This window comes from Streptomyces sp. H27-D2 (genome assembly GCF_035828615.1).
In the GTDB taxonomy this organism is placed as follows: domain Bacteria; phylum Actinomycetota; class Actinomycetes; order Streptomycetales; family Streptomycetaceae; genus Streptomyces.
Window position 1 is genome coordinate 1 of sequence record NZ_JAYMZR010000072.1, and the last position, 26,285, is coordinate 26,285.

The following is a 26,285-nucleotide window of genomic DNA, read 5'->3' on the forward strand; positions in this document are numbered from 1 at the left end:
TCCGGCGGCCTGCGGCGCGGGCTCGCGGTGCCGGATGGCGAGCAGGAACAGCGCCGAGACTGCGTAGCCGAGCGCGTCGGCCACGATGGCCAGGTGCGCGCCGATGAGTTGGACCAGACCGCCGCCCCGACAGCCCCTCGCGGACGCAGAGAAAGGCTGACCACCCGCCGCCGCAGCCTGCTACAAGGTGGTAGCTTGACCGTATGGCGAAAACACAGGTGAACCTGCGGCTGGAGGAGTCCACCGCCGAGATGGCCAAGCACGCGGCGGAGACCCGGCGGCTCGCGGTGAACGAGTACGTCGAGCAACTCATCAAGGCGGACAACGAGAAGCTGCGCGACGCCTTCCTCGCCGGGGCGCAGGAAGTGCTGGACGGCTACGGCGACCTGATCGACGCGATCGAGGCCGCGTGATCCTGCACGTCGATCTGTCCTGGCTGCTCGAAGTCGCCCGCCGCGCCGGCCAGGACGACCCGGCGCCCGAGGACTACGGCGTTCCGATCGCCGCCGTCGAGAGGCACCAGGCCGTACTGGCCGGGCAGGACATCTACCACGGCGCCTACGCCAGGGCCGCCGCGCTCGCCCACACCCTGGGGCGGATGCGGTGGCTGGAGCGCTCGAACCTGCGCGTGGCCGTCGCGGTCGCCCATGGCTATCTGATCGCCGCGGGCGTCGAGGTGAAGCTCGGCCAAGCCGAGGTCACGGCGCTCGCGACCGAACTCACGAGCCGGGAGTCGACGGCCGCGTCCGTCGCCGAGGTGCTGAAGACCTGGAGCGACTGACCCGCCACGGGCGGCGCGCCGCGCACGGCGTGCGCCGGGGCTTCGCGCCGGTGGATCCGCTCCGGCCGGCTTGCCTCACCACCGCCGCCGCAGGTCCCTCCGCCGCTGGGCGCGGGTCAGGCCGGCAGTGGCCGGGATTGATGCAGCCGGGTGTGATAGCGCCCCTCGGCCTCCAGCCCTGCGGGGTCCTCGCCCGCGAGCAGTACCTGCTCGATCGCGCTCTTCTGCTCCGCCGCCCCGGCGAACAGCCGCTGCGGATACGTGCGTGAGAAGTCCGTCTCGGTCCTCAGGCCGAACGCCTCCAGGCTTGTGATCACTGGCTGATATAGGACGGTGCGCAACACGAACGCGCTGACCCACACCGGCTCGCGCACACACCGCAGCAGAGCCTCGAAGGTGCGCTCGGTGATGTAGCCGACTCCCCCGGTGACCGTGATCAGCCCGACGCCCTCGACAGCGCTCCGCAGCCCGGCGCTTGGCGGTACATGCTCCAAGTTATCCGTATACGCCTCGTCCAGCAGCCCGACCGCCACGGCGTACCGCACGGCGTTGTCCGCAGCGTCGAGCCCGATGACCCGGGTGGCGTCCGCACGCCGGCGCGAGGCGTAGAACTCCTTGTCGCGCTGGATGAGTTCGGCCGACGTCAGGTCGTCGACCTCGGGGTTCGTGTAGTGCGCGTACAGATCGGCGAGGGTCAGATCGTGGTTGAGCAGCGCCGCGTTGATGCCGTAGGAGCAGCAGACGTCGAGCACCGTGACGCCGTCGGCGCCGCCGGAGACCGCCGCTCGCTCGGCGCGGGTGCGGCGGAAGACGTCCTGGGCCTGCTGGGGTATCTCGTACTGCAGCGGGGCGAGGCGGCGGAAGTAGGCACGGGGATCGGCCTCGTTGTAGATGTGATCGAACCGCGTCTTGCCCGGTGTCGTGCTCGTCCGGCTTGCGGGCATGCTGCGCCTCCGTGGGCTGGGAACAGGTTTCTCGCGCTGAACACCTATCGGATACGCACCACGCGCGGATAGGGCGCAGGGCGGGAATCAGCCATACGGCAGGAATGCATCGCCGCGCCGGAGGGCCGGGCTCCTGCCGTACGGGCCGAGGCCGGCGGGTGCCGCGTCAGGGCGCCGGCACCGTGGAGGAGAGATAGGCGCGGTGACCGCGGAACCGAGTGGACTCCGGCAGCGGGGCCGACCGCCAGGCGCGGGCGTAACCGGGTGGCCTCTCGCCCGGGAGCACGATGACGGCCACGGGTTCGCGGCGGGCCGCCGCCGCGACGCCGGCCTGCGTGATGCTGGCGTCGGGTCCGGCGGTCTGACGAGAGGAGCAGCCGCTGGAGAAGGCGATCTGGACGGCGTAGTCGCCGGAGACGATGCAGGGGGCGCGCACGCCCAGTTGGTTCAGGCGGGTGGCGACTTCGCTGAATTCCTGGCTCAGCGCCCGGGTCTTGGCGGTCTTGTCGGTCAGGACGGTGTACTGGACGACCAGGTGGCCGGTGAGCGCGAGGATCACGAGCAGCGCGTTGCCCTGCCGGAGCCGTCTCAGCGGGTCGGCGACGCCACGCCAGAAGCAGTCCGCGACGGGGATGGCCAGCAGGGCGTAGGAGGGCAGCAGGAAGCGGGGCGCGGCGTAGTCGATGAGGAAGAGGTAGGGCACGGCCATCGCGGCGGCGGTCAGGATGGGGAGCACGGCGGTGGCGGACCGCCGGGCGCGGGCCGCGGCGAGTGTGCCCCCGAGTGCCAGCAGGGGCAGCGCGAACCACCAGAGTGCGGTGACCGGGCTCCGCCAAGGGACCGCGCAGGGGCGGCAGAGCGCGTATCCGTCCAGGCTGCGCATCTGATCGTCGACGGCCCAGTGCCAGCCCATGCCGCCCTGGATCTCGCTGGCGCGGTGCAGCCGGGCGGCCAGGCCGCCGTAGCGCACGTACGCCTCGATCACCCATTCCGCGGCTCCCAGCGCCAGGCCGCCCGCCAGCCAGACGAGCAGCGCGGCCCTTCGCCACCTGCGGACCAGCAGCAGCGCCGCGGCCAGCGGCAGCGCGAGCCACAGCGCGTCGGGCGGCCTCATCAGCGCGACCACCGCGACGCCGACCGCGATCCCGGCGAGGGCGCGGTGGTCCGTACGGTCCCGCGCGGCCCGCAGGAAGCAGCCGACCGCCAGCAGGGTGCCGTAGGCGCTCCACAGGTTGGGCATCACCTGCGGGGCGTAGTACAGGGTGATCCACAGGGAACCGAACAACGCGCCCGCGGTGGCGAGCACCCGGACCGGCAGCAGGCGCCGCCACACCCACAGCGCGGCGAAGAGCCCGGCGCCCGACAGGAGCGCCAGGTAGATCCTCAGGACGACGGTGGACGATGTGAGCGCGGCCACCGGCGCGACCAGGTAGGAGATCCCGCGGGCGCGCGGCGCGCTGAAGAACGCGGCGGGCGCGTTCTCGCTGACCTGGCTGGTGTACACCGTCTCGTCCCAGCCCAGCCCGGTTCCGGGCACGACCAGAAGCAGCTGGGCCAGGGTGAACACGGCGCACAGGGCCAGGAGCCAGGGAAACGGGCGCGCGGCGGACGCCAGCGGTGGAGCGATGTGCGGTGGGGCCGTCCAGGGTCGGGGAAACAGCTGTTCTTGCACGTGAGACCTCGCGACATCGGACCGTGGCGGTGACCGGTGTATGCCACATTCGGTCACCCCCGCCCCATCGGCCACCGCGATGCTCCACTCGGCGGCAGCGATTCCCCCTGACGTGAGGTCAGCTCCGTGCGAGGACCGCGAGGCAACGCGCCCGGCCGGTCCGGGTCAGTCGCGCGAGACCCCCCGCGCTGCGGCCTCCTCGCGCAGCGAGCGCAGGATGAGTGAGAGGCCGTAGTCGAAGCGCCCGTCGAAGGAGGTCTCCTCAAGGTGCGCCGCGACCCTGGCGAGCGCGGGGTAGCCGCCCGAGGCGAGGGTTTTGGTGAATCTGTTGCCGTCCGCCACCGGGGACGCCTGCTCCTCCTGGACCAGCCCGAGCAGGAAGTAGACGACGCTCCAGCAGGCCCAGGCCGCCTCGCGCTCGGGCAGTCCGCCGTCCAGCAGCGCTTCGATCATGGTGTCGGCGAAGCGGAGCGTGGCGGGCTCCGCCGCGTAGATGCCGGTCACGATCGCGGCTCCGTCGCGGTACCCCAGCAGTGCCCGGCGGTAGCGGTGGGCGAGTTCGCGGACCCGTTCCTCCCAGGGCTCGGGGAGTCCGTCCAGCCGGACATCGGCGGCGATCGCGTCCGCCATCAGTTCCAGCAGCCGCTGCTTGGTCTTGGCGTGCCAGAGCACCGTGTTCATCCGGACTCCGAGCCGGTCCGCGATGCCGCGTATCGACACCGCGTCCGCGCCCTTGTCGTCCAGCAGTTCCAGGGCCGCTCTCACCACGGCCTCAGGGTCGAGCCGGGTTCGGGGGGACTTCGCCGCTTGCTTCTTGGTCACCGACCTAGCTTAGTGGGCGTCGCAATCGGCCACCGGCCGAGGAGACGAGGCGGCTGGACGGCGCCGTCGTCGCGCGGGTGAAGTGCGAGGGCGGCTTCCCCGGCAGCCCCATCGAGCTGCACCGGCACTTCACGTGGCCGGCGGCCTCATGACGGCGCTGACCCTCCACACCTGAACCGGCCGGGGCGGATCGCGTCGAGGCAGGCCGCGCCGAGGCAGAATCATCCAGACCCGATGGGATCCGCCCCGTTGAGAGGAGCGAGAGGAAACATCCATGCCCACCGCTGACCAGCTGCTGAGCGCGAAGAGCGTCCACGGACTGATCGGCTGCCTCACCACCGTGGCCCCCGAGCAACGGCTCCCGCTGGTGCGGACCTCGGCGGCGGCGCTGGACCGGCTCAGCCTGAGCGAGCGGAACCGGGCTGTCCGGGACGCGCTGCTGGCCGATCTGCCGGCGGACTACGAGTCGTTCGCGGCGATCATCGGCGCGGCGCTCGGAGATCCTGAGTTCACCGGCTGGATGATCTGGCCGGTCACCGAAGCCGTCGCGGTGCGCTCGCTGGCTCCCGGCGCTGACGACCGGTTCGACGCGGGGCTCGACCTGCTCGCCCGGCTCACTTCCCGGCTGACCGGGGAGTTCGCGCTCCGGTCGTTCCTGGAGGCCGACCTCGACCGCACCCTGGCCACCGTGCGGGAGTGGACGACCCACCCCGACGAGAACGTCCGCCGGCTGGCCAGCGAGGGAACCCGGCCCCGGCTGCCCTGGGCCAGGCGGGTCGCCGCGATCCTGCGCAGCCCGGGCATCACGGTCCCGGTGCTCGACGCCCTCTACCGCGACCCGTCCGAGTACGTACGCCGCTCCGTGGCCAACCACCTGAACGACTTCAGCCGTACCGACTCCGAGATCACCACGACGGCCGCCGCCCGCTGGTTGGAGCACCCCGACGAGCACACCGGCAAGGTCGTACGCCACGGCCTGCGCACCCTCGTCAAGAGCGGGGACCCGGAGGCGCTGCGGCTGCTCGGCTTCGCGCCGCCCGCCCACATCGACCTCTGCGGACCAGTGCTGCACCCGACCACGCTGCCGCTCGGCGGCGGCCTGGAGTTCGAGTTCACGCTCAAGAACAACGGGCCCGACGCCGTGAGCCTCGCCGTCGACTACGTCATCCACCACCGCAAGGCCAACGGCCGCACCACACCGAAGGTCTTCAAGCTCACCACCCGGACGCTCGCCCCCGGCGCGAGCGCCGCCATCGCGCGCCGCCACTCCTTCAAGCCGCTGAGCACGCGCACCTATTACCCCGGCGAGCACACCCTTGAGATCCAGGTCAACGGGACGCGGTTCGGCACCACCACGTTCGAGCTCACCCCGGAGCCGACCGGCAAGAGGTGAACTACGGCCGGGCGGCACCCCGCCCCGGACGGCGGCCTTCGATGCCTCTCCGCTCGGCTCCGCTCACTAGTCTGGTGCGGCGATCCGCCGGAGCGGCTCGGTGAGCGCGACCGAAGGGAACAGACCACCGTGGGAAACGGCAAGCTGCTCGCCGTCAGCGATCTGCACACCGCCTACCGGGAGAACCGAGCGATCGTCGACTCGCTCCGGCCGAAGTCGGACGACGACTGGCTGATCGTCGCCGGGGACGTCGCCGAGAAGTACACGGACATCGAACGGACCCTGACACAGCTCAGCGAGCGGTTCGCGCAGGTCCTCTGGGCACCGGGCAACCACGAGTTGTGGACCCACCCGCGCGACCCCGTCGACCTGCGCGGCGAGAAACGCTATCTGCACCTGGTGAACCTCTGCCGCGGCCTGGGCATCGCCACCCCGGAGGACCCTTACCCGGTGTGGCGCGGCGACGGCGGCCCCGTGACCGTCGCCCCGCTGTTCGTGCTCTACGACTATTCGTTCCGGGTGCCGGGCGCTGACACCAAGGAGGAGTCGCTGCGCCTGGCCTACGAGTCCGGGGTGGTCTGCACCGACGAGCACTTCCTGCACCCGGACCCCTACGCCTCGCGCGACGACTGGTGCCGCGCCCGAGCGGCGGCGACCGAGCGGCGGCTGGCCGCCATCGACCCCGGCCAAAAGACGGTCCTGGTCAACCACTTCCCACTGGTCCGCGAGCCGACCCGGGTGCTGCGCCACCAGGACTTCGCCCAGTGGTGCGGCACCGAACTGACAGCGGACTGGCACCTGCGGTTCCGCGCCGTCACCGTCGTCTACGGGCATCTGCACATCCCCCGGGTCACCTGGTACGACGGAGTCCGCTTCGAAGAGGTCTCGGTCGGCTACCCCCGCGAGTGGCGGGACCGGACGCCGCGCGATCCACTGCGCCAGATCCTGCCGCTGCCGGACTCGGAGGGCTGACCACGCGGCGAGCCGCCCCCGGTATCGCGATTACCGGGGGCGACCCCAACACACGCCCCGCGCACACGCCCCCGCGCACACCCCACACAACACAACGCCCCCTCCCACCCAGACACACCAAGGGCGATGAGAGACGACGCCTCGCCTCTTGATGTGGAACGGCACGTGTGTCATATATGTCTAGACCATTGCTGTCCGATGGAAGGCATGCCATGACACGGATCCCCGGACTCACCGCGCCGGTCGCCGCCGCCTGCCTCCTGTTGACCGGTTGCGGGGCAGACGACCAGGCCACGCCGGTCCCCGCCGCACCGACCCGCGTCACGGTGGACACCAGCAGCTCGACCTCCGTGCACGTCATGTGGCAGCAGGCCGCCGACAAGGTGAAGGCCGACGGCTACGAGGTGTACCAGGGAGCCGTGAAGGTCAAGGAAGTGCCGGGCCGGCGGCAGATGGTCGACGTCTCCGGGCTGAAGCCCTCGGCCGTCTATAAGTTCAGCGTCCGGGCCCGCAACGCCGACGGCGACCTCTCGCAGCGGAGCCCGAAGGTGCGGGTCACGATGCCCACCGCGGCCGGCGACGACCAGGAGAAGCCCACCCGTCCGGCGCACCTGCGGGGCAAGGCCGACGGCGCTCGTACCGCCACCCTCAGCTGGGGCAGGTCGACGGACAACCACGGCGTGGCCTCGTACGACGTCTACCAGGCCGGCACAAAGATCCACAGCGTCAGCGGCGACCGGACCACGGCGCGGGTCACCGGGCTGCGGCCCGGCACCGACTACACCTTCACCGTCAAGGCGCGCGACACCGCGGACAACGTCTCTCCCGCGAGCCGCGCCCTGGACACCACGACCGCGTCGGCTCCGGGCGACGACGTCAGTACGGCTCCGACCGGCTTCCGCGCGAAGACCCGCGCCGCCGCTGGCGAGCACTTCCTCGACCTGGCCTGGATTCCGCCGAAGGCGGACGGCACGATCACCGATTACCAGGTCTACCTCAACGACGCATTCGCCACGACCGTGGCGTGGGGCTCCGGCTCTCCCAAGAGCAAGGCCACGCACAGTCTCGCGCTGGGCAAGAAGCCGGACGCGCGCTACACGGTGAAGATCCGGGCCAAGCTCCCCGACGGGAAATGGGGCGCCTTCTCCACGCGGCGGACGGTCGCCGTCGGCGGCGGACGCTCCTGACCGCTGACCGGCCGCCCACCCCCGAGGCTCCGGCGGGGCCGCCGAACGGTCACACTCGGGGGGTGTCCAGAAACAACGCGCGCCCGCCGACGGCGATCAGCCCCACCTCCCCATGCCCCTGCGGACTCGACGGGTCGCCCTTCCGCGACTGCTGCGGCAGCCTGCACAGCGGACGGACAACGGCCTCCACGGCCGAGCGGCTCATGCGTTCACGCTTCAGCGCGTTCGCCGTCCGCGACGCCGCGTATCTGCTGAAGACGTGGCACCCGACGACAAGGCCCTCCAGCCTCCAGCTCGACCCGGAGCAGCTCTGGACCCGGCTCGACATCCTGGCGACCACGGAGGGCAGCCCCTTCCACACCGAGGGCACCGTCGAGTTCCGCGCCCACTTCAGCGTGCGCGGGCGCGCGGACTCGCAGCACGAGCACAGCCGCTTCCTGCGGGACAACGGCCAGTGGGTCTACCTCAGCCCCGTGTGACCGAGCGCGGGAGCAGCGCGGCTTCGTGATGCGGCGGTGGGGGCAGCGGCCGATTCGCGCCGCCCCGGCTTACGTATCCCCTGCGCCCCGCTGATCAGTGCTGTGCTCCGTTGCTCAGCGCTGAGCAACGCTGCTCAGCGCGCCAGGAACTCCCGATACCAGTCGATGGTCGCGTCCAGCGCGTCAGGCAGCGGCGTGGGCTCGACGCCGAACCGCCGTTCGAACGCCGAGGAGTCCATGATCTGCGGCTCGGTGTGCTGGTAGAACAGCTCGCGGTAGGAGTCCATGAACACCGCGTCGAACGGGCCCCAGGGCTCCGCGACCACCAGCGTCTCAACGGTGAGCGGGTGTCCGACCCGGGCCGCGATGAGTTCGTGCACCTCGCGTGTGGTGGGCGCGGAACCCGTGGGCAGGTGCCAGACCCGGCCGTCCGCGTCCGGGCTCTCACCCAGGACGGCCAGCCCCCGGGCGACATCGCCGATGAAGCTGTAGCTGTGCGGCAGGTCGATGTCGCCGAGCGCGAGTACCGAGCCGCCGGTCAGAGCGCCGGGGAAGGCCGCGCCGCCGAGACTCGAATTGAGCACGCCGGGACCGAAGCAGTCCGCGGCGCGGCCCAGCACCACCCGGGCCCGGCCCGAGGAGTGCGCGTCGAGGTAGATCCGGTCGAGTTCCGCCCGCATCCGTCCCTTGGCCGAGGTGGCCCGCCACGGCGTGTCCTCGGTCATCGCCCGGCCGCCGGTCTCGCCGTAGGGGTAGAGCGTGTCGACGACGACCAGCCGGGCGCCGGCCTTTTCCGCCGCGGACAGGATCGCCCGCTGGATCACCGGCATCGCTTCGACCTGCAGGTGATAAGCCACGTTGACGCAGTGATACACGACCGAGGCCCCCTCGACCGCCGCCCGCGCGGCCTCGGGATCCGAGAGGTCGGCGGCGACCCGCTCGGCGCCGGGGACGGCGGGCGAGCCCCCGGAGCGGTCGACCGTGCGTACGGGATGTCCGCGTCGGACCAGTTCCGCCGCGAGGGAGCTTCCGGCGGGCCCGGTTCCGAGGACGACGTGCAGGTCAGCTGCTGATGGGGAGGTCATCGCTTACTCCTGGGTGAGTGTGATCGATGCCATTACAGTACATCGCTTTCGTTATTGTGTCTAACGTTAGCGGAGGATGGTCACGCTTCAGGAGCGGGGCGGGGCAGTCGCACCCCATTTCCGTACCGCGGAGGCACCGCGCACGGGACGGGCCGGACCGCGGGCGGACGGGCCGGACCGCGGGCGCTTCGCGCAACAGCCGCCGGGAGCGGATCCAACACCACCCCGGACCAGCGACAACAGACTTCAGCGTGGCTTCAGGTGGCCTTTGACACGGTGATCACGACGGCCCGGGACCTCCCGATGGCCTGAGCCGCCTTTCGCCTGTGCATATTTGGAGATACCTGACATGCAGTCACTTATCGATCACGCCAGGGACTTCGGCCGCCGCGCCGAGGAGCTCAACCACCTCGCCTGCGGCCAGTCCCCGCAAGCGCTATTCATCGCCTGTTCCGACTCCCGTGTCATCCCGTCGCTGATCACCGGCGCCGACCCCGGCGACTTGTTCGAACTCCGTACGGCGGGCGGCATCGTCCCCGAGTACCGCAGTGATCGCCGCTCGGGTGAGTCCGCCACGATCGAGTACGCCGTCGAGATCCTCGGCGTCACCGACGTCGTGGTGTGCGGCCACTCGCACTGCGGAGCGGTGGGCGCGCTACTGCGTGGTGACGACCTGACAGCCGTCCCCGCCGTACGCGACTGGCTGGAGAGCGAAGCCGGCGACATCTCCGAAGCCGGGAACGGGACCGGGGCCGGGGCCGCGCGGACATTGGACCCCCACATCGCGGACGCGGTCCAAGGACACGTACTGGCCCAGCTCGACCGCCTGCGCTCCTACCCCTCGATCGCACCGCGCCTGGCGGCCGGCCAGCTGCGCCTGCACGGCTGGTTCTACGAGATCGACACCGGCTCGGTGACCTCCCACTGCCCGGACCGTCAGGCCTTCCTGCCGCTGTGACCGGCGACCACCGCCGCGCCTTCACGCCTCCACGTTCACGCCTCACGCGCAACTCCGTACAGCCGACCCCCTGAGGAATCCATGCTCCCTCCCACCTTCGGACGCGACATCGGTGCGTCGCTCGTCGTCTTCCTCGTAGCCCTGCCCCTGTGCGTCGGAGTGGCCGTCGCCTCCGGTGTGCCCGCCGAAGCGGGGCTGATCACCGGCATCGTCGGCGGCATCGTGGTCGGGCTGCTCCCCGGCAGCACCATGCAGGTCAGCGGCCCGGCGGCCGGTATGACCGTGCTCGTCTACGAAGCCGTCCAGGAATACGGCCTGCCCGCCCTCGGTGTCATCGTGCTGGCCGCGGGCCTGCTCCAACTGCTTCTCGGCGCCTTGCGGCTGGGGCGCTGGTTCCGGGCTGTCTCCGTCTCCGTCGTCGAAGGGATGCTCGCCGGTATCGGGCTGGTGATCGTCGCCGGCCAGCTGTACTCCATGGCCGACCTGTCGGCTCCCACCAGCGGCGTCGGCAAGATCACCGGGCTGCCCGGACTCGTCACCGACCTGTTCGGGTCCACGAAGTCCCTGTCCGCGCTCGCCCTCGGAGCCGGCAGCATCGCCGTGATCGTGCTCTGGCGGCGGATGCCCGCCAAGGTCCGGGTGGTCCCCGGAGCGCTCGTCGCGGTGGCACTCGCGACCGCCGCGACCATGCTGCTGAACCTGCCCGTCAAGAAGGTCCAGGTACAGGGCCTGCTCAGCTCGATCAACCTCCCTGGTGCGGACGACTTCGGGCAGCTGGCGCAGGTCGGTGTCCTCGGGACCGTCTTCGCCTTCATGCTGATCGCGTCGGCGGAGAGCCTCTTCGGCGCAGCGGCGGTGGATCGGCTGCACACCGGGCCGCGCACCGAATACGACAAGGAACTGATGGCCCAGGGCGCGGGCAACACCCTGTGCGGGCTGCTCGGCGCGCTGCCGATGACCGCCGTCGTGGTCCGCAGCGCGGCCAATGTCCAGGCCGGCGCGCAGACCAGGGTCTCGCGGGTGATGCACGGCGTCTGGCTGCTGCTGTTCGCCGCGCTGCTCCCGTGGGTCCTCGCCACCATCCCGGTCGCGGCACTCGCGGGCGTGCTGGTGCACGCCGGTTGGAAGCTGCTGCCGCTGAAGCAGTTCCCCCGCATGTGGCGCGAGCACCGTGTGGAGGCCGTCATCCTGACGATCACCGCGGTCGCGATCGTGACGGTCAACATGTTCGAAGGCGTCCTCATCGGCCTCGCCCTCTCCATCGTCAAGACGGCGTGGGACACCTCACGGGTCCGCCCGACGACCACGGACACCGGCACCGGCCCGATCCATATCGCGCTGACCGGCAACGCCACGTTCCTGCGGCTGCCCCAGATCCTCGACACCCTGGAGGCACTGCCCGCCGGACGCCCGGTCGAACTCGACCTCTCCGGGCTGCGGCACGTCGACCACGCGTGCGACGCCGCGCTGTCGGACTGGGTGGAGGGCCACAACCATCCGGACACCCACATCCGAGTGGAGCTGACCGCGGCGGAGCGCGCCGAGGCGGGACGCGCCGAGGTCGCCGAACCCGAGAAGGCGACGGTGTGAAGGGCAGCCGAAGCCGGCGGTAGTAGCGGTACGGGGCCGGCACGGTGAACCCGCCGATCCGAGGTGCCATCACCTACAGGGCTGGCCAGTGCGCACCCGGAGAGCGGACCCTCAGATCGCCTCCCAGGCTGCGGAAGCGAGAATGCGGGTCACTGTCCCTACGAGTTCGACGTCAGCCGGCAGGATCTGATCATCGATACGACCGACCGGCGCGATGCCGCGGGAGTTGGTCACGAACGCTCCGTCGAACGAGGCCAGCTCCGCCACCCGCACCGTCCGGCGTCGCCAGGGCAGGCCCGCCCGGTCCAGCTCGCGTTCGAGCACCTGCATCGTGATTCCGCGCAGGGCCGGCGCGTCGGGCCAGACGACCGTGCCGCCCTCGATGAAGGCGATGTTGGTGATCGCGCCTTCGGCGATCACCCCGTCGGGCCTCACCAGCAGCGCTTCGTCGAACCCTTCCCGCTTCGCGACGCGGCCGTAGTACACCTGGCCGAAGCCTCCGACGTGCTTGATGTGGGCCACGGGCCGCTGGTACTCGACGGTCCGTAGGCTCCAGGGGCCGTCCGGCATGGAACCGGGCGGCCGAACGGAGACCAGGACCGAGATCGCCGGCTCGGCCGCGTTGTCGGCGTCGGATCCCGGTTCCGAGCCCGCGCCGGCTTCGGGGCTGAAGACGTTGACCCGTACCGACGCGTCGCTGATGTCGTCCCCGAGCGCGTGCCGGATGCAGTCACGCACCCGCTCGCCGGCCAGGCCGACCCCGTAGAGCTCGTGCGTGGCCGCGTCCAGGCGGGCGAGGTGCAGGTCGATGCCGCGTACTCGGCCACCTCTGACCTGCATCGCGGTGAAATGGCCGTAGCCGCTCAACAGCGGGGACCACAGGTCCCCGGCGCCGACGGCTCGGCCGTTGATCTCGATTCGGGGCGCAGCGGGGACCATCATGTGCAGCACCCTAGCCACCGGCTAGGAACGCCCCGGTGGTCGCCCCGGCACGCCCGCCGGCCGTTTCCGCGTCACCGACTGGACGGGCAGCCGGCAAGCGACTCGTACAGTATCCGACGTGAACGATCTTCAACGGCCCGACGGCCTCATAGCGAGTCGCTTGCCTGCCCTCGGAGCGGCGACCATGACGGTCGTCCTGGGGCTCGGGGTCAGGGCCGGGGCGCAGGGCGATGCCGCCAAGTACGCGGGAGACGCGCTTTACACGGTTCTCCTCTGCGCGCTGGTGACCCTGATCGCGCCCCGGGTGAAACCGCTGACGGCCGCCGCAGTCGCGCTGGGAATCAGCTGGGTGGTCGAGTTCCTGCAACTCACCGGGGTGCCCGCGGACCTCTCCAGGCGCAGCGTGATCGCCCGGCTCATGCTGGGATCCACCTTCAACGCACCCGACTTGTTCTGGTACTCCGTGGGCGCGGCCATCGCCTGGGCCGTCCACACTTCGGCAAGGCGGCGAGTTGACCTTCATGTGGGATGAACGTCGACAATCTCGTCCATGGACGGCAGCACGGAATTCCTGAGTATCAGCGCCTTCGCAGCCCGCCGCTCCGATGGGTGCGACGGGGCCTCTTGGGGGTCGACTACACGTCAGTGTTAAGGGCGAGCTGAATCAGCCCCGCCCAACCTTCGCGCGAGAACATGAGCACGGGGCCGCTCGGGTTCTTGCTGTCACGGACGGGGACAACGCCGATCGTGCCTGCCGTAGCGGGTGACCACTCGATGCACTCGCCGCCGTTGTTCTGGCTATAGGTGGAGCTCACCCAGGTCTCTTCTGCTATGTCCGCGTGGTTCATGAGTAGCAGTCGTCGGCATGTCCTCGCGTCAGGTACCGACGTTGACCACATAAGGCCGATTGGCCACGGGGACGCGGACACGGACGGCAACGTTACGAGCCTTCCGCGGCTGCCCGGAGCGCATTCCGGTATTCTTTCACCCACTCCGCTGATTGCTGATCAGTGGGCAACCCTTCAAGTCCCGCATTCAGATGGTCGGCAGCGCTGCTGTACTCACCCAATCCGAGATGCGCGAGCCCGAGGTTCAGCCGCTGGAATGTCGGCGTGAGCCAATACGCCGTTCCGGGCGGTTGCGCGCTCGCCTTGTCGGCGAGGCTTGCCGCTTCGTTCAAGAGCCTTCGCGCGTCATCGCGCTGCCCCAACTCCGCGTATCCCTGGGCAGCTTGAGACGCATCCCCCATCCGTTGGGCGGAGTGCGAACCGGGTGTGTGATATGCGGTGGAGAACCAACGCGCTACCGCCCCGGATCGCCCTTGCTGGCGTGCGACGTAACCACGGAAGTTGAGCGCCTGGGCGGCAAGGGTTCCGGACCCCGCTTCGTCCGCGAGTTCCGTTGCTTCGTTGAGAAGAGTCACGGCTCGTGCGTCGCTACGTGCCGATGCGTGAAGCCATCCGCCGAACTGAACGTATTCCGCTACCACTTCCGCCAGCGAATCCCGGTGCGGCCCGCGCGCTTCCCGAAGAAGCCTCTTGACCGTCTTCATCTGCGCCTCAGTAGCCGGAATCATCGGCACTGGTCCGAGCGTGTCGTCAAGACGACGTTGAGCCGCGAGAACATCAGCAAGAGCGTCTACCGTGCGTCCGTCCAATTTCGTCGGGCGCGTGAGGGCATGCCTGATGCGCTCGCGATCATCTCCAGTCAGCGCCGCCGCCAGATCGATCAGCGCCCCCTCGGCGTCCAATAACCGATCTAGGGACGCGGCGAGTTGCGGCGACGGGAGCTGCTTCCCGGACAGTACGCGCGACAGATACGCATGGTCGTACTGCATTGCTCGCGCTGCTGCCCGAATGGTCATCTCGCGCGCTGCCAGTGCCGCACTCACTCTGCGGCCGAAGTCGCCGCCCTCGCTGCCCATGTGCCAAGGATACGTAGTCACCACCCGGTCACCACGCAGTCACCGAAATCGGGTGCACGGAGCGGGGAGGCTCACCGCATGAGCGGGAATCCGGAAGTCGGGACGTTGGCGCATGACGTGAAGAGAGATCGCGTCGGCAAGGTCATGGACACGCACGGAAACAGGGTGTTCCTCCGTCCGGTCAACGGCGGCGTTGAGTGGGAAGCCGCGCCGGACGACCTCGAACCAGCCGACACAGCAGCGGAGTTACGGGCGAAGGCGGCTGAGGCCAACGCGCGGAGTCGGGACAGGGCATGAATCGTTCGGTCATGCGCTTCGTTGAGCATTCGATCCGGCACGTCCCGGATGCCGGGATCACGTTCGAGGCGTTCTGCCTCGCCTGTCAATGCGACGAAAGGTCAGGCCCGAACGCCGAGCAGGAACCCGCTCAGGACTAGTGCTTACGCCACACGGGCCGCGCCGGACACGATCTATTCCGCCGAGTCGTCACCGACCACGCTCGGGTGACTCGGAACGAGTAAGCCCCCGCTCCGGTGGATGATCCGCTTCCCCATGGACAGGTCGAGCGCCCCACCGGAGCGGGACCAACTGGCCCCATCACGCGTTCCCCCCGCGGCACATGGCGGAGCCGGCACAACGGCGCGGGGACCGATTCCCCGCACATTCAGAGATTGGACGGGCACACCATGAACGCAGTTCCCGAGTTCGAGTTCGTCAGCGCGGCTGCCCGCCGTGACAACAAGGTCAACAACTGCCCCGAGGACTCTCGCCCCGGTCCGCCCCTGGTAAGGGGGTGCCGCCCGGGGCAGAGGTCGAAGTGGAGGCGGTTCTTGACCGTCTTCACATCCTTCACAGGCATGAAGCAGATGCCGACCGGCGAGGTCACGCCGACGCCGATGACGACCTCCCGCTCGCGCTCGGACAGGATCCGCCAGTCCAGCACCTGGGCCCAGAAGCGGGCCAGACCCGGCAGATCATGGGCGTCCACGACGATGTGGTGCAGCGATACAGGCATGGCCCCCAGCGTGCCGGGGGTATGAGTATTCGCCTTCACCGCACCCATGCGTTCCGCACAGTTCCTTCATGACGTGCGTGACTGTTCCCCTTCCCGGCGGCGTGGAAATCTCATGGCACCACCAGCCGAAGGAGCGGGATGAACAAGGGGTACGCCGTCTTCTGCGACGCCGATCGGCAGTTCTACGACGCTCCGCACCGACTGTCGGCCGACGGAAGCGGCCGGGGCGCCGAGTACGAGGCGGCGCGGCGCGAGGCCCCCGAGGGGTGGCAGCGGCATCGGTCCGGCGACTGGCTCGCGTTCCGTCCGCTCGACAGCACGCTTCCGGCGCAAGGGTGGAAGATCCACGTTTCCGCGTGCCTCGACAACGCGGAGAAGGTGCTCACCAAGGTCTGGGACTACTGCGTCCCCCGGGCGATCGCCTTCAAGTTCATGCCCAGCCAGTATCTGCTGCACACCCGCAACGCCAAGTACGCGGACCGCGGCGCCAGCGGGAAGTTCATGACCGTCTACCCGGCGGACGACGAACAGTGCCGCGTCATCGCCGAGGAGCTGGACGAGTTGCTCGGCGGCGAGCCGGGGCCGTACATCCTCAGCGATCTGCGGTGGAGCGCGGGACCGGTGTACGTGCGGTACGGGAGTTTCACCGAGCGGCACTGCTACAACGAGAAGGGCGAGCTGTGCCCCGCGATCGCGGACGGCACCGGGCAGCTCGTACCCGACCGCAGGGAGCCCGCGTTCCACGTTCCCGAGTGGGTCACGCTGCCGGCGTTCCTCGAAGCGCACCTCGACGCCCGCTCGGCGACCAGCACGACCGACATCCCGTACCGGATCGAACGCGCCCTGCACTTCTCCAACGGCGGTGGCGTGTACGTCGGTCGTGACACCCGCACGGATACCAAGGTCGTCCTCAAGGAAGCCCGGCCCTACGCGGGGCTGGCCGCCGACGGGGCCGACGCGGTGACCCGGCTGGAGCGCGAGCGGTCCGCGCTGGAGCAGCTCGCGGATCTGCCGTACACGCCTCGCGTGCTCGACCACTTCACGCTCGGCGATCACCATTTCCTGGTGCTGGAGTTCATCGAGGGACGCGCGCTCAACAACTTCTTCGCGCGGCGGCACCCGCTGATCGAGGCGGACCCGAGCGCGGAGGTGCTGGCCGCGTACACGGAGTGGGCCGTGCGGATCCACGAGCTGGTGACGGAGGCCGTCGCGGCGGTCCATGAGCGCGGTGTGGTCTTCAACGACCTGCACCTGTTCAACATCATGGTCTCCGAGGACGAGAGCTCCGTCGTGCTCCTGGACTTCGAGGCCGCCGCGCGCGTCGAGGACGGCGGCCGTCAGGTCATCGCCAACCCGGGCTTCGTCGCCCCCGCCGACCGCAGGGGCTTCGGCGTCGACACCTACGCCCTCGCGTGTCTGCGCATCGCCCTCTTCCTGCCGCTGACCAGCCTGTTCGCGGTGGACCGGAACAAGGCCGCGCATCTGGCCGCGACCGCGATGGAGCAGTTCCCGTTGCCGGACGGCTTCTTCGACGAGGCCGTCGCGGAGATCATGCGCGGATACCGGCCGCCCGCTGGAGCCGGGTCTTCGGGGAACGGGACCTCGCAGAACGCGCCCCCGGCACCTGACGCCGCCCGGCGTTCGGGCGGCTATCTCCCGGTGGATCTCGCCGACTGGCCGCACAGCCGGGACTCCATGGTCAAGGCCCTGCTCGCCTCGGCCACGCCGGCGCGCGAGGACCGCTACTTCCCCGGGGACATCGCCCAGTTCGCCGTCCCGGGCGGCGGCGCGTGCGTGGCCCACGGCGCGGCGGGAGTCCTCTACGCGCTGGCCGAAACCGGCGCCGAACGCTGCCCGGAAGCCGAGGAATGGCTGCTGAGGCGGACCGACCGGCCGGCCTCCGGCACCCCCGTGGGCTTCTACGACGGACTGTCCGGCGTCGCCTGGGTGCTGGACCGGCTCGGGCACCGTGAGCGCGCGCTCGAACTGGCCGCGACGCTGTCAGAGCAGAACTGGACCGACATCGCGCCCGATCTGCACAGCGGACTGGCCGGCCTCGGGCTCGCCCTCGACTCGCTCGCCGTCACCACCGGCGAGAGCGCGCTGCACGACGAGGCGCTGCGCTGCGCCCGTATCGTCGCCGACCGGGCCGCGGACGTCTCCGCACGGGACGGCGACCGGTCTCCGCGCGCCGGGCTGCTGCACGGCGCCACCGGGACCGCCCTGCTCTTCCTGCGGCTGTACGAACGGACCGGCGACACCGGGCTGCTCGACCTGGCCGCCGACGCGCTGCGCCGCGATCTCGCCCGGTGCGTACGGGGAGCAGGCGGCGCCCTCCAGGTGAACGAGGGCTGGCGCACGATGCCGTACCTCGGCGCGGGCAGTGTCGGCATCGGCATGGTGCTCGACGACTACCTCGCGCACCGCGCGGACGAGGAGTTCGAACGGGCGCGCGGCGAGATCGTCCAGGCCGCCCAGGCGCGGTTCTACGCCCAGCCCGGTCTCTTCCGCGGCGCGGCCGGCATGGTGCTGCATCTGAGCCGCACCACGACGGGCGGCCCCGGCACGCACGATGCCGACCTGCGCCGCCAGATCACGTCCCTGTCCTGGGGCGCCCTCACCTATCAGGGGCATCTCGCCTTCGCCGGCGAACAGATGATGCGCCTGTCCATGGACCTCGGCACCGGCACCGCCGGCTGCCTGCTCGCGTTGGGCAGCGCCCTGCACGACGATCCCGTGCACCTGCCCTTCCTCCCGCCGCTGAAGCGGCCCACAGACCGGCCTCCCCTTCCGGGGGTCGAAGCAAACCACAGTCCCCAGGCTGAAAGGAACACACAATGACCCTTCTTGACCTGCAGACCCTGGAGACCCCCACCGACGAGTTCAACGGTGAGATCGCAACCGGCGGAAGCCGCGCGAGCCTCCTGCTGTGCGGCGACAGCAGCCTGAGCGTCACCACCTGTCACTGACCTGATGTGCGCGGGGCCGATCACCCCGTAGCCGTGTCACGGTCATGGCGGTCCCGGGCGGCTTGCCGTCCGGGACCGCTCCGCTCCGAGCCGCACCGGCCCACGCACGCGAGGACCTCACGGGTATGGCCACTGCGCCTCACTCCCCCGATTCCCCGGGAGCCCCGGAACCACCCGCCGCCGCCATGGACGCTGCCACCGGCCCGGACAGCGCCACCGGCGATGCCGGCAGCGCCCGCTCCGCGCGCCCCGCCTCGGCCGCCGCCGACCGTCTGCTGCTCGGCGCCGCGCGCCACAGCGCGGCCCGCACGGCGGGCATCGCCCTCTTCAGCACCGCGTCCGCCATCGCCGCCATCGCCCTGCCCGCCGTACTCGGACGCACCCTGGACCGGGTGCTCGACCGGGACGGCGGCCTCACCTTCTGGGTCGGGCTGTGCGCGGCCCTCATCGCCGCCGAGGTGCTCTTCGACGCCCTCGTCGCGCTGCTGACCGGCACTGCCAACGCCCGCAGCACGGCGTGGCTGCGCCGGCGCGGCGTGGACCACCTGCTCGCGGTCGGGCCCGGCCGGGCGGGCCGTTTCCAGCCCGGCGACCTCGTCACCAGGCTCTCGGGCAACGCGGCCGAAGCGGGCACCGCCCCGGCCGCCGCGGCCACCGGGCTCGCCTCGCTGCTGACCCCGCTGGGCGGGCTGGCCGCCCTGGCCCTGATCGACATCTGGCTCGCGGTGGTCTTCCTCGCAGGAGCGCCCGCGCTGATCCTGCTGCTGCGGGTCTTCGCCCGCAGCTCATCCGACAGCGTCGCGCGTTACCAGCGTGTCCAGGGCGACATCGCCGCCCGGCTCGTCGAGGCCCTGGGCGGAGCCCGGACGGTGGCCGCCGCGGGCACCGCCGAGCGCGAACGCGAACGTGTGCTGGCCCCGCTGCCCGAACTCGATGTCCAGGGGCGTCGCATGTGGCGCGTCTACGGCCGGGCGGTGGCCCAGAGCGGGGTGCTCGTGCCATTGCTCCAGACGGCGGTCCTCGCCGTCGGCGGTATGCGGCTGGCCGCCGGCGGCATCAGCGTCGGCGACCTGCTCGCCGCCACCCGCTACGCGGCCCTCGCGGCGGGCATCGGCGCCGTGGCCGGGCAGCTCAGCGCCATCATCCGCAGCCGCGCCGCCGCGCGACGCACCGCCGAACTCCTGGAACTCCCCCCGGTCCGCTACGGAACGCGCCCGCTGCCCGCAGGCGGTCCCGGCCGGCTCGAACTGCACGGGGTGACGGTCCTGCGCGGCGGCGCCCCGGTGCTGCGGTCCGTGGACCTGGTGGTGCCGGGCGGCAGCACGATGGCGGTGGTCGGACGCTCCGGGGCGGGCAAGTCCGTACTGGCCGCCGTCGCCGGGCGGCTGGCCGACCCGGACAGCGGCCGGGTCACGCTGGACGGGGTCCCGCTGACGGAAGCCGCTCCGGACGCGCTGCGGCGCGAGGTGGGCTACGCCTTCGAGCGGCCCCAGCTCTTCGGCGGGACGGTCGGCGCCGCCATCGGCTTCGGGCCGTACGAGCCGCCTGCGGCCGGTGTCGAGGCGGCCGGGCGCGCGGCCGGCGCGGACACCTTCGTACGGCTGCTCCCGGCCGGATACGGCACGGCGCTCGCCGACGCGCCGCTGTCGGGCGGCGAACTGCAACGCCTCGGCCTGGCGCGCGCCTTCGCCCACGCCGGGCGGCTGCTGATCCTCGACGACGCCACTTCGAGCCTGGACAGCGTCACCGAACTCCAGGTCGGCCGGGCCCTGGTGCACGAAGTGCGGGCCGGCACCCGGCTCCTGGTCGCGCACCGGGTCTCCTCGGCCGCCCGCGCCGATCTCGTCGCGTGGCTGGAGGACGGGCGTATCCGGGCGGTGGGTCCGCACGAGACGTTGTGGGAACTGCCGGACTACCGTGCGGTGTTCGGCGATCCGGAGAGCGAGGATGCCGAGTACGCGGACGCCGGGGCTTTCGACGACCTCGGGGTGGTCGGCGGACCCGGCGGCGGGAGCGGCATCGGCCGTGGCGAAAGGGCCGGCTCCGGCGGTCCCGAGGGGTTGCCCGGCAGCGGCGGGGCCGAGCGGGAGAGCGGGCCACGATGACCGAGACCGCCGTTCCGCCCCGTACCCCGCGCGGCGGCCAGGGCCCGATGCGCAGAATCCTCCCGCAGGCATCGCGGTTCCTGCGGCAGCGCAAGCGCGTCCTGCTCGTGCTGGGCGGCTGGTCGCTGCTGGAGTCGGCGCACACCTTCCTCGGCGGCTACAGCGTGGCGAAGGCCCTGGACCACGGGTTCCTCGCTGGGAACACGGGCGTCGGCCTGGCGTGGCTCGGCGTGGCCGCGGCGGCTATCGTGGTCGGCGGCCTGGCCACGCGCGGTGTGTTCCAGGGGTTGGCGGGCCTCGTGGAGCCGCTGCGCGACGGGCTGGTGCGCCGGGTGGTGTCGGGGGCGCTGCGCACGGCGGTGGCCGACCCCGCCCGTGCGGACAGCGCGGTGGTCTCCCGGCTCACCAACCAGACGGAAATGGCCCGGGACAGTTTCGCGGGGCTGGTGCTGGTCGCCCGTTCCTTCGTGTTCACCGCCGCCGGGGCGCTGCTCGGGCTGGCCTCGCTCGCCCCTCAACTGCTGCTCGTCGTCCTGCCGCCGCTGCTGCTGGGACTGTTCCTGTTCATCGCCACGCTGGTGCCGATGGCTGCCCGTCAGCGCGAATTCCTGCACGCCGACGAGGCCATCGCCGAGCAGTTCGGCGCGGTCGCCTCGGGTCTTCGCGACGTCGTGGCCTGCGGCGCGCAGGACCGTACGGCCGCGCGGGCGGCGGAGCTGGTCGAGGTCGAGGTGCGGGCGTCCCGCTCGCTCGCCCGGTGGGCCGCGGCGCGCTCCGTGGCGCTGGGCATCGCGGGGCAGCTTCCGGTGGTGCTGCTGCTGGCCGCCGCGCCCTGGCTGCTCCGGCAGGGGCTGACGGCGGGTGCGCTGCTGGGCGCGCTCACGTACCTGACGCAGGCGCTGATGCCGGCTTTGCAGACCCTGATGACGGCGCTCGGGGCAGCCGGAACCCGGCTGTTGGTGGTCCTCGACCATCTCACCGGGGGTCCGCCGGGCGGCTCGAACGACGCTCGGCCCGGCACTGCGGCCGGCGGTACGGGCGGCGGCGCGGCCGGCACCGGTACGGAACCCGCCCGCCCCGCCCCGGCGAGCGCCCCCGCCCCCGGAGCGACGCCGGTCGAACTGCGCTCGGTGACCTTCGCCTACAGCCCCGGCGCCCACCCGGTACTGCACGATCTCCATCTGACGGTCGGCCCTGGCGAGCACCTCGCCGTCGTGGGCCCCAGCGGCATCGGCAAGTCCACTCTGACCGCGATCGTCGCGGGGCTGCTCGCGCCCGACCGGGGGGAGGTGCTGGTGCACGGCGAGCCCGTGTCCGGAGCGGCGGCGGCCGGCCTCGCCCGGCGGCGGGTGCTGATCCCGCAGCAGGCGTACGTGTTCACCGGCAGCCTGCGCGAGAACCTGCTCTACCTGTGCCCGGACGGCGCCACCGGCGCGGCGGTGGCCGCCTCGGTGGAGGCCGTCGGCCTGGGCCCGTTGGCGCGCGGGATCGGCGGGCTCGACGCGATCCTCGACCCGGCCGTCCTGTCGCAGGGCGAGCGCCAGCTCGTCGCGCTCGGCCGGGCCCATCTCTCCCCCGCCCCGCTGGTGCTGCTGGACGAGGCCACCTGTCATCTGGACCCGGCGGCCGAGGCGCTGGCCGAACGGGCCTTCGCCGAGCGGCCGGGCGCGCTGGTCGTGATCGCCCACCGCATCAGCTCGGCGCGCCGGGCCGACCGGGTACTGGTGCTGGACGGCGTGCACGCCGTCTGCGGGAGCCACCACGAACTGCTCGATCAGTCGCCGCTGTACCGCGACCTGGTCGGCCGCTGGCATGTCCAGCGGCTGTGAAGCGGTGCCGCCGCGGCTCGGCTCTCCCTCCCCCTCCCCCTCCCCCTCCCTCGGTTCGCCAGTTGCGGACCGGTCCCTCGTCCGCGCCACGCCCGGCTCCGCGTCGGACGCGCTAGACCCACCCCGCGCCGCGCGATATCCGGATCGCGTCCACCCGGTTGCGCGCTCCCGTCTTGCGCGTGATCGCCGCCATGTAGTTCCGGACCGTCCCGCTGGTCAGGTGCAGGCTGTTGGCGATCTCCGAGGTCGGCGCGCCTTCCGCGGCGAGCGACAACACGCTCAGCTCGCGGGGCGTCAGCGGCATCTCCGCTGCCTGGAGGAAGCCGAAGGCGAGCGTCTCGTCGACGAATCGTTCCCCCTCGGCGACCCGCCGGATGCCGTCGACCAATCGCTGCGGCCCCGCGTCCTTGCTGACGTAGCCCAGGGCACGCGCCTCGAAGGCCCGGCGCAGCAGGCCGGGCCGGGCGTTCGAGGCCAGGACCAGCAACGGGCAGGCCAGGCCCGCGGCGGAGCGGGAGAAGTTCGCCGCCGCGCCGAGCTTGTTAGAACCCGGACAGTCGACATCGACCACGCACACGTGCGGGCGTAACGATTGTGCCCGGGCGGGTGCTGTCCGCCAGGAAGCGGCGATGACCTCCAGATCCATCTCTTCGCGCAGCAATGCGACCAATGCCGAGCGCATCAAACTTGTGTCGTGTACCAGAAGCACCCGAATCACGCCTCGCCCCTCCCGTTCTATGCGCGGCGAACTGCCGTGACCGCGCCGCCAATTCATCCAGGCGGGTTCCACAATCATGAATGGGATATTCAGCCAAGCGGGGGGCGCATAGAGGTACAGAACGCGCCGGGCGCTCCGAGTGTGCTTCACGCGCCCCCTGCGACGGTCTGGACCTGCGGCTATTTCGCGAGTCGGCGGGTGGCGGGTGTGCGCTCCGGGACGCGATCCGGAGCGCGGTACCGAGCGCGGTCGGTCTCGCGGCGAGACGGCGGAGGCCGTCCGCGAGGGCGCGCGGCGGTCTCGGCCGCGCCCCTCCCCCGCCCCCGTTCGCCCCCTCGGTCCCGGTCGGCCGGGAGCAGCCCGGGAGGCGGGTCCTGCCCCGTTCCACGCGGCGTCCATGATGAGGTCGGCCCGCTCGCGCGAGGCCGGACAGAGGAGGGCGAGATGGGGACCGCAGCGCACGTGCCGCAGACGCGGGACATGGTCGGCGAGGAGCTTTCGGGCGACGAGGCCTGGGTCGCACTGCGCCGCTACGGCGGGCGGAAACTCCTGCTGGACGCCTTCGCGCGGTTCCGCTACGCGGACGGCTTCAGCCACGCCCGCTCGCTGGCGTTCCAGGTGGTGCTGGCGATGGTGCCCTTTCTCATCGCCCTGGTGGGCGTGGCGACGACGGTGCACACCGAGAGCGTGGGCCGGCTGGTCGAGCTGACCCTCGGCCGTGTAGCGCCCGGCGCGAGTTCCGATCTGATCGCGGACGCGCTCCGGGAAACCCGCCGCAGCGCGGGCTCGGGCGTCGGCGGGGCGGTGGCGATGTGGCTGGGGCTGGGCTTCTCCGTGCTCAACCTGGCGTCGGCGATGGCTCAGATCGAGCGCGGCGCCAACCGTATCTACGGGATCGAGCGCGACCGCCCGTTCCTCTTCAAGTACGGGCGGAGCCTGCTGCTCGCCGTGGCCGCCGGGGCGCCGATGGTGGCGGGCTTCCTCGCGCTGGTCGCCGGGGACGCGGTGTCGTACGCGCTGGCCGAGACCTTCGGCCGGCAGCAGGGGCTGCTCGTCTGGTGGGACCGGCTGCGGATACCCGCCGGGGTGCTGCTGGCCTGGGTGGCCTCCGCGGTGCTCTTCCGCTGGTCGCCCCGGCGCGACCAGCCCGGCTACACCTGGCTGGCCTTCGGCTCGGCGGTGCATCTGGCCCTGTGGACCACCGCGACCTGGATGCTCGCCCTCTATGTGGCGCGCAGCGGATCGTTCGGCGCGGTGTACGGGCCGCTGACGGCGTTCGTCGCGCTGCTGCTGTGGGCCAACCTCACCGGGATCGCGTTGTTCCTGGGCATCGCGTTCGCGGCCCAGTTGGAGGCGGCGCGGGCCGGGATCGCCGAGGCCGTACGTCCCGATCCGAGCCCCGGCGCGTGACGGGGAGGGGTGGACCGCGCGGCGGGAGCCGGCGCGGGTACGGCGGGAGAGCGTCATCCGGAAGTCCCGACCTGGTGGTGGTGTCCTGTCCCCCTGCTGCCCCCGCGGAGGCCGGAATCAACCTGCGGGCGGCACTCGGAAGCCCGGCGTCGGGCCGGACTTGTGCGGCCGCACACGCCTTCCGCGCCGGGTCTGGGAGCCCGCAGTGATCTGCCGCCGGTCCATGTACGCGGCCCGTACGGCGTGTTGTCGTGGCCGGGTCCGCGCCGCTCCGGCCGGCCGAGCCGGAGGGTTGTGCGTCCACCGGCCACGAAGCGGCCGCGGAGACGGTCGCGTCCACCGGCCGCGGAGAAATGAGGAGGCCCCTTGCGCGCCTGGCCGGTCCACGAATTGGGCGAACCCGGTGAGGTCCTCGATCTGAGGGAGACCGCCGACCCCGTCCCCGGCCCCGGCCGGCTGCTGGTCAAAGTTCTCGCCTCGGCGCTGAACTTCACCGACGCGCTGCTGTGCCGGGGCCACTACCAGCCTGAAACCGCAGCCGCCCTTCACCCCGGGCCTGGAACTGTGCGGCGAAGTCCTCGGCGTGGGAGAGGGGGTGAGCGGAATCCGGGTCGTCGGGCTGTCCGCGCTGCCGTACGGCGCGTTCGCCGAGCTGACCCTGATGGACGCCGGATCGGCCCTGCCCGCACCGGAGAGCCTCGACGACGCCGCGGCCGCGGCCTTCTACATCAGTTACCAGACAGCGTGGTTCGGGCTGCACCGCAGGGCCGCCCTGCGCCCCGGCGAGCATCTGCTGGTGCACGCGGCGGCCGGCGGCATCGGCAGCGCCGCCGTGCAGCTCGGCAAGGCCGCCGGAGCCACCGTGATCGGCGTGGCCTGCGGCGCGGCCAAGGCGGAGATCGTCAAGGGGCTCGGCGCCGACGTCGTGGTGGACCGGCAGTTGGAAGACTTCGGCGTCGTCGTCGACGAGTTCACCGGCGGGCGCGGCGCGGACGTCGTCTACGACCCGGTCGGCGGTGAGGCGTACGCGGGCTCCGCCCGGTGCGTCACCTTCGAGGGCCGCATCGTGATCGTCGGCTTCGCGAGCGGAGTGATCCCCGAACCGGGTCTCAGCCATGCCTTACTGCGCAACTACAGCATCCTCGGGCTGCACTGGGGCCTGTACGCGCGCCGCAACCGGGCCGAGGTGCGGCGGGTCCACGAGGAACTCGGCGCGCTGGCCGCCGCCGGGTCGCTGACCCCGCTGATCGGTGAACGGCTCGCGCTGGGCGACCTCGCCGACGGGCTCCAGCGGATCGCGGACGGCACGACCACCGGCCGCCTGGTGATGCTCGCGCCCTGACGGGCCGACGGCGTCGCGAAACCTGCTGACCGAGCCTGACGGGTTCACGCCGAGGGGTGGGAACCGACCGGACGGTATGCCATTCTTCCAGGGCCACGACACACCGGACGGGGCCGGGACGCCCCGCGCCCAGCGGAGCGCTGGGTAT

General features: G+C 71.5%; 25 protein-coding genes and 1 pseudogene. 17 read left to right on the forward strand and 9 right to left on the reverse strand.

Annotated features, from left to right (window positions below):
- The first annotated feature begins 203 nt into the window (after positions 1-203).
- Positions 204-413, forward strand: a complete 210-nt coding sequence (locus QMK28_RS24355) for a hypothetical protein (RefSeq protein WP_326441548.1) — start codon at positions 204-206, stop codon at positions 411-413.
- Positions 410-781: a fic family toxin-antitoxin system, toxin component gene (locus QMK28_RS24360; RefSeq protein ID WP_326441550.1), complete on the forward strand. Its 372-nt coding sequence runs from the start codon at positions 410-412 to the stop codon at positions 779-781. Before QMK28_RS24355 ends, QMK28_RS24360 begins: the two co-directional genes overlap by 4 nt.
- A gap of 116 nt (positions 782-897) precedes the next feature.
- On the opposite strand, the gene QMK28_RS24365 is transcribed toward QMK28_RS24360, so the two are convergent.
- The 3 genes from QMK28_RS24365 to QMK28_RS24375 form a co-directional block, all read right to left on the reverse strand.
- On the reverse strand, positions 898-1,725 hold the full coding sequence (locus QMK28_RS24365) for a hypothetical protein (protein ID WP_326441552.1): 828 nt from the start codon (positions 1,723-1,725) through the stop codon (positions 898-900).
- Between the two features lie 166 nt (positions 1,726-1,891).
- Entirely contained in the window at positions 1,892-3,292 is a 1,401-nt protein-coding gene (locus QMK28_RS24370) for a hypothetical protein (protein ID WP_326441554.1), read from the reverse strand.
- Positions 3,293-3,562: 270 nt separating this feature from the next.
- On the reverse strand, positions 3,563-4,219 hold the full coding sequence (locus QMK28_RS24375) for a TetR/AcrR family transcriptional regulator C-terminal domain-containing protein (RefSeq protein ID WP_326441556.1): 657 nt from the start codon (positions 4,217-4,219) through the stop codon (positions 3,563-3,565).
- Positions 4,220-4,493: 274 nt separating this feature from the next.
- Here QMK28_RS24375 and QMK28_RS24380 point away from each other — a divergent pair, with 274 nt between their 5' ends.
- The 4 genes from QMK28_RS24380 to QMK28_RS24395 all read left to right on the forward strand — a co-directional run bounded on the left by QMK28_RS24380 (position 4,494) and on the right by QMK28_RS24395 (position 8,250).
- The gene (locus QMK28_RS24380; RefSeq protein ID WP_326441558.1) at positions 4,494-5,612 is read left to right on the forward strand and encodes a DNA alkylation repair protein; all 1,119 of its coding nucleotides are present in this window, start codon (positions 4,494-4,496) and stop codon (positions 5,610-5,612) included.
- 129 nt (positions 5,613-5,741) lie between these two features.
- Entirely contained in the window at positions 5,742-6,584 is an 843-nt protein-coding gene (locus QMK28_RS24385; protein WP_326441560.1) for a metallophosphoesterase family protein, read from the forward strand.
- A 212-nt stretch (positions 6,585-6,796) separates the two neighbouring features.
- Positions 6,797-7,771: a fibronectin type III domain-containing protein gene (locus QMK28_RS24390; RefSeq protein ID WP_326441562.1), complete on the forward strand. Its 975-nt coding sequence runs from the start codon at positions 6,797-6,799 to the stop codon at positions 7,769-7,771.
- Positions 7,772-7,833: 62 nt separating this feature from the next.
- On the forward strand, positions 7,834-8,250 hold the full coding sequence (locus QMK28_RS24395; protein ID WP_326441564.1) for a YchJ family protein: 417 nt from the start codon (positions 7,834-7,836) through the stop codon (positions 8,248-8,250).
- A 134-nt stretch (positions 8,251-8,384) separates the two neighbouring features.
- Here the strand turns inward: QMK28_RS24395 and QMK28_RS24400 are convergent, their stop codons facing one another.
- Positions 8,385-9,335, reverse strand: coding sequence for an NAD-dependent epimerase/dehydratase family protein (locus QMK28_RS24400; protein WP_326441566.1), 951 nt, complete (start codon positions 9,333-9,335; stop codon positions 8,385-8,387).
- Between the two features lie 349 nt (positions 9,336-9,684).
- Between QMK28_RS24400 and QMK28_RS24405 the strand changes: the two genes are divergently transcribed.
- Both QMK28_RS24405 and QMK28_RS24410 read left to right on the forward strand, forming a co-directional pair.
- Positions 9,685-10,293 (forward strand): carbonic anhydrase, encoded by a 609-nt coding sequence (locus QMK28_RS24405; RefSeq protein ID WP_326441568.1) that lies wholly within the window; start codon positions 9,685-9,687, stop codon positions 10,291-10,293.
- Between the two features lie 81 nt (positions 10,294-10,374).
- Positions 10,375-11,883 (forward strand): SulP family inorganic anion transporter, encoded by a 1,509-nt coding sequence (locus tag QMK28_RS24410; RefSeq protein ID WP_326441570.1) that lies wholly within the window; start codon positions 10,375-10,377, stop codon positions 11,881-11,883.
- Positions 11,884-11,994: 111 nt separating this feature from the next.
- On the opposite strand, the gene QMK28_RS24415 is transcribed toward QMK28_RS24410, so the two are convergent.
- On the reverse strand, positions 11,995-12,825 hold the full coding sequence (locus QMK28_RS24415) for an aminotransferase class IV family protein (protein ID WP_326441572.1): 831 nt from the start codon (positions 12,823-12,825) through the stop codon (positions 11,995-11,997).
- A gap of 184 nt (positions 12,826-13,009) precedes the next feature.
- Between QMK28_RS24415 and QMK28_RS24420 the strand changes: the two genes are divergently transcribed.
- A complete protein-coding gene (locus tag QMK28_RS24420; protein ID WP_326441612.1) occupies positions 13,010-13,357 on the forward strand; it encodes a ribosomal maturation YjgA family protein in 348 nt (115 codons plus the stop codon).
- A gap of 103 nt (positions 13,358-13,460) precedes the next feature.
- Here the strand turns inward: QMK28_RS24420 and QMK28_RS24425 are convergent, their stop codons facing one another.
- Entirely contained in the window at positions 13,461-13,640 is a 180-nt protein-coding gene (locus QMK28_RS24425) for a DUF397 domain-containing protein (protein ID WP_326441574.1), read from the reverse strand.
- A gap of 125 nt (positions 13,641-13,765) precedes the next feature.
- On the reverse strand, positions 13,766-14,749 hold the full coding sequence (locus QMK28_RS24430) for a helix-turn-helix domain-containing protein (RefSeq protein ID WP_326441576.1): 984 nt from the start codon (positions 14,747-14,749) through the stop codon (positions 13,766-13,768).
- 78 nt (positions 14,750-14,827) lie between these two features.
- Between QMK28_RS24430 and QMK28_RS24435 the strand changes: the two genes are divergently transcribed.
- Together QMK28_RS24435 and QMK28_RS34365 are read left to right on the forward strand one after the other, a co-directional pair.
- On the forward strand, positions 14,828-15,046 hold the full coding sequence (locus tag QMK28_RS24435) for a hypothetical protein (protein WP_326441578.1): 219 nt from the start codon (positions 14,828-14,830) through the stop codon (positions 15,044-15,046).
- A gap of 11 nt (positions 15,047-15,057) precedes the next feature.
- On the forward strand, positions 15,058-15,186 hold the full coding sequence (locus QMK28_RS34365) for a DUF7848 domain-containing protein (protein ID WP_443050807.1): 129 nt from the start codon (positions 15,058-15,060) through the stop codon (positions 15,184-15,186).
- A gap of 227 nt (positions 15,187-15,413) precedes the next feature.
- On the opposite strand, the gene QMK28_RS24440 is transcribed toward QMK28_RS34365, so the two are convergent.
- The gene (locus tag QMK28_RS24440; RefSeq protein WP_326441580.1) at positions 15,414-15,764 is read right to left on the reverse strand and encodes a VOC family protein; all 351 of its coding nucleotides are present in this window, start codon (positions 15,762-15,764) and stop codon (positions 15,414-15,416) included.
- Positions 15,765-15,902: 138 nt separating this feature from the next.
- On the opposite strand from QMK28_RS24440, the gene lanKC reads away from it, so the two are divergent.
- The 4 genes from lanKC (at position 15,903) to QMK28_RS24460 (ending at position 22,667) form a co-directional block, all read left to right on the forward strand.
- The gene (gene lanKC, locus QMK28_RS24445; RefSeq protein ID WP_326441583.1) at positions 15,903-18,605 is read left to right on the forward strand and encodes a class III lanthionine synthetase LanKC; all 2,703 of its coding nucleotides are present in this window, start codon (positions 15,903-15,905) and stop codon (positions 18,603-18,605) included.
- Positions 18,602-18,733 (forward strand): SapB/AmfS family lanthipeptide, encoded by a 132-nt coding sequence (locus QMK28_RS24450; protein WP_326441585.1) that lies wholly within the window; start codon positions 18,602-18,604, stop codon positions 18,731-18,733. The genes lanKC and QMK28_RS24450 overlap by 4 nt, the downstream gene beginning before the upstream one ends.
- Before the next feature lie 185 nt (positions 18,734-18,918).
- Positions 18,919-20,838: an ABC transporter ATP-binding protein gene (locus QMK28_RS24455; protein WP_326441587.1), complete on the forward strand. Its 1,920-nt coding sequence runs from the start codon at positions 18,919-18,921 to the stop codon at positions 20,836-20,838.
- A complete protein-coding gene (locus QMK28_RS24460; RefSeq protein ID WP_443050808.1) occupies positions 20,835-22,667 on the forward strand; it encodes an ATP-binding cassette domain-containing protein in 1,833 nt (610 codons plus the stop codon). Before QMK28_RS24455 ends, QMK28_RS24460 begins: the two co-directional genes overlap by 4 nt.
- A 112-nt stretch (positions 22,668-22,779) precedes the next feature.
- On the opposite strand, the gene QMK28_RS24465 is transcribed toward QMK28_RS24460, so the two are convergent.
- Complete coding sequence (locus QMK28_RS24465) at positions 22,780-23,385, reverse strand: response regulator transcription factor (protein ID WP_326441620.1); 606 nt, start codon at positions 23,383-23,385, stop codon at positions 22,780-22,782.
- 444 nt (positions 23,386-23,829) lie between these two features.
- Between QMK28_RS24465 and QMK28_RS24470 the strand changes: the two genes are divergently transcribed.
- Both QMK28_RS24470 and QMK28_RS24475 read left to right on the forward strand, forming a co-directional pair.
- Positions 23,830-24,795 (forward strand): YihY/virulence factor BrkB family protein, encoded by a 966-nt coding sequence (locus QMK28_RS24470; protein ID WP_326441589.1) that lies wholly within the window; start codon positions 23,830-23,832, stop codon positions 24,793-24,795.
- Positions 24,796-25,161: 366 nt separating this feature from the next.
- Positions 25,162-26,137, forward strand: a pseudogene (locus QMK28_RS24475) (NADPH:quinone oxidoreductase family protein).
- Positions 26,138-26,285 lie beyond the last annotated feature (148 nt).

What these genes read in the sequence shown, in the direction of transcription:
- lanKC (WP_326441583.1), top strand. Translation starts at nt 15,903, where the DNA reads ATGAACAAGGGGTACGCCGTCTTCTGCGACGCCGATCGGCAGTTCTAC.
- QMK28_RS24405 (WP_326441568.1), top strand. Translation starts at nt 9,685, where the DNA reads ATGCAGTCACTTATCGATCACGCCAGGGACTTCGGCCGCCGCGCCGAG.
- QMK28_RS24355 (WP_326441548.1), top strand. Translation starts at nt 204, where the DNA reads ATGGCGAAAACACAGGTGAACCTGCGGCTGGAGGAGTCCACCGCCGAG.
- QMK28_RS24455 (WP_326441587.1), top strand. Translation starts at nt 18,919, where the DNA reads ATGGACGCTGCCACCGGCCCGGACAGCGCCACCGGCGATGCCGGCAGC.
- QMK28_RS24450 (WP_326441585.1), top strand. Translation starts at nt 18,602, where the DNA reads ATGACCCTTCTTGACCTGCAGACCCTGGAGACCCCCACCGACGAGTTC.
- QMK28_RS24460 (WP_443050808.1), top strand. Translation starts at nt 20,835, where the DNA reads ATGACCGAGACCGCCGTTCCGCCCCGTACCCCGCGCGGCGGCCAGGGC.
- QMK28_RS34365 (WP_443050807.1), top strand. Translation starts at nt 15,058, where the DNA reads ATGCGCTTCGTTGAGCATTCGATCCGGCACGTCCCGGATGCCGGGATC.
- QMK28_RS24415 (WP_326441572.1), bottom strand. Translation starts at nt 12,825, where the DNA reads ATGATGGTCCCCGCTGCGCCCCGAATCGAGATCAACGGCCGAGCCGTC.
- QMK28_RS24400 (WP_326441566.1), bottom strand. Translation starts at nt 9,335, where the DNA reads ATGACCTCCCCATCAGCAGCTGACCTGCACGTCGTCCTCGGAACCGGG.
- QMK28_RS24410 (WP_326441570.1), top strand. Translation starts at nt 10,375, where the DNA reads ATGCTCCCTCCCACCTTCGGACGCGACATCGGTGCGTCGCTCGTCGTC.
- QMK28_RS24390 (WP_326441562.1), top strand. Translation starts at nt 6,797, where the DNA reads ATGACACGGATCCCCGGACTCACCGCGCCGGTCGCCGCCGCCTGCCTC.
- QMK28_RS24380 (WP_326441558.1), top strand. Translation starts at nt 4,494, where the DNA reads ATGCCCACCGCTGACCAGCTGCTGAGCGCGAAGAGCGTCCACGGACTG.
- QMK28_RS24470 (WP_326441589.1), top strand. Translation starts at nt 23,830, where the DNA reads ATGGGGACCGCAGCGCACGTGCCGCAGACGCGGGACATGGTCGGCGAG.
- QMK28_RS24440 (WP_326441580.1), bottom strand. Translation starts at nt 15,764, where the DNA reads ATGCCTGTATCGCTGCACCACATCGTCGTGGACGCCCATGATCTGCCG.
- QMK28_RS24420 (WP_326441612.1), top strand. Translation starts at nt 13,010, where the DNA reads ATGACGGTCGTCCTGGGGCTCGGGGTCAGGGCCGGGGCGCAGGGCGAT.
- QMK28_RS24430 (WP_326441576.1), bottom strand. Translation starts at nt 14,749, where the DNA reads ATGGGCAGCGAGGGCGGCGACTTCGGCCGCAGAGTGAGTGCGGCACTG.
- QMK28_RS24435 (WP_326441578.1), top strand. Translation starts at nt 14,828, where the DNA reads ATGAGCGGGAATCCGGAAGTCGGGACGTTGGCGCATGACGTGAAGAGA.
- QMK28_RS24365 (WP_326441552.1), bottom strand. Translation starts at nt 1,725, where the DNA reads ATGCCCGCAAGCCGGACGAGCACGACACCGGGCAAGACGCGGTTCGAT.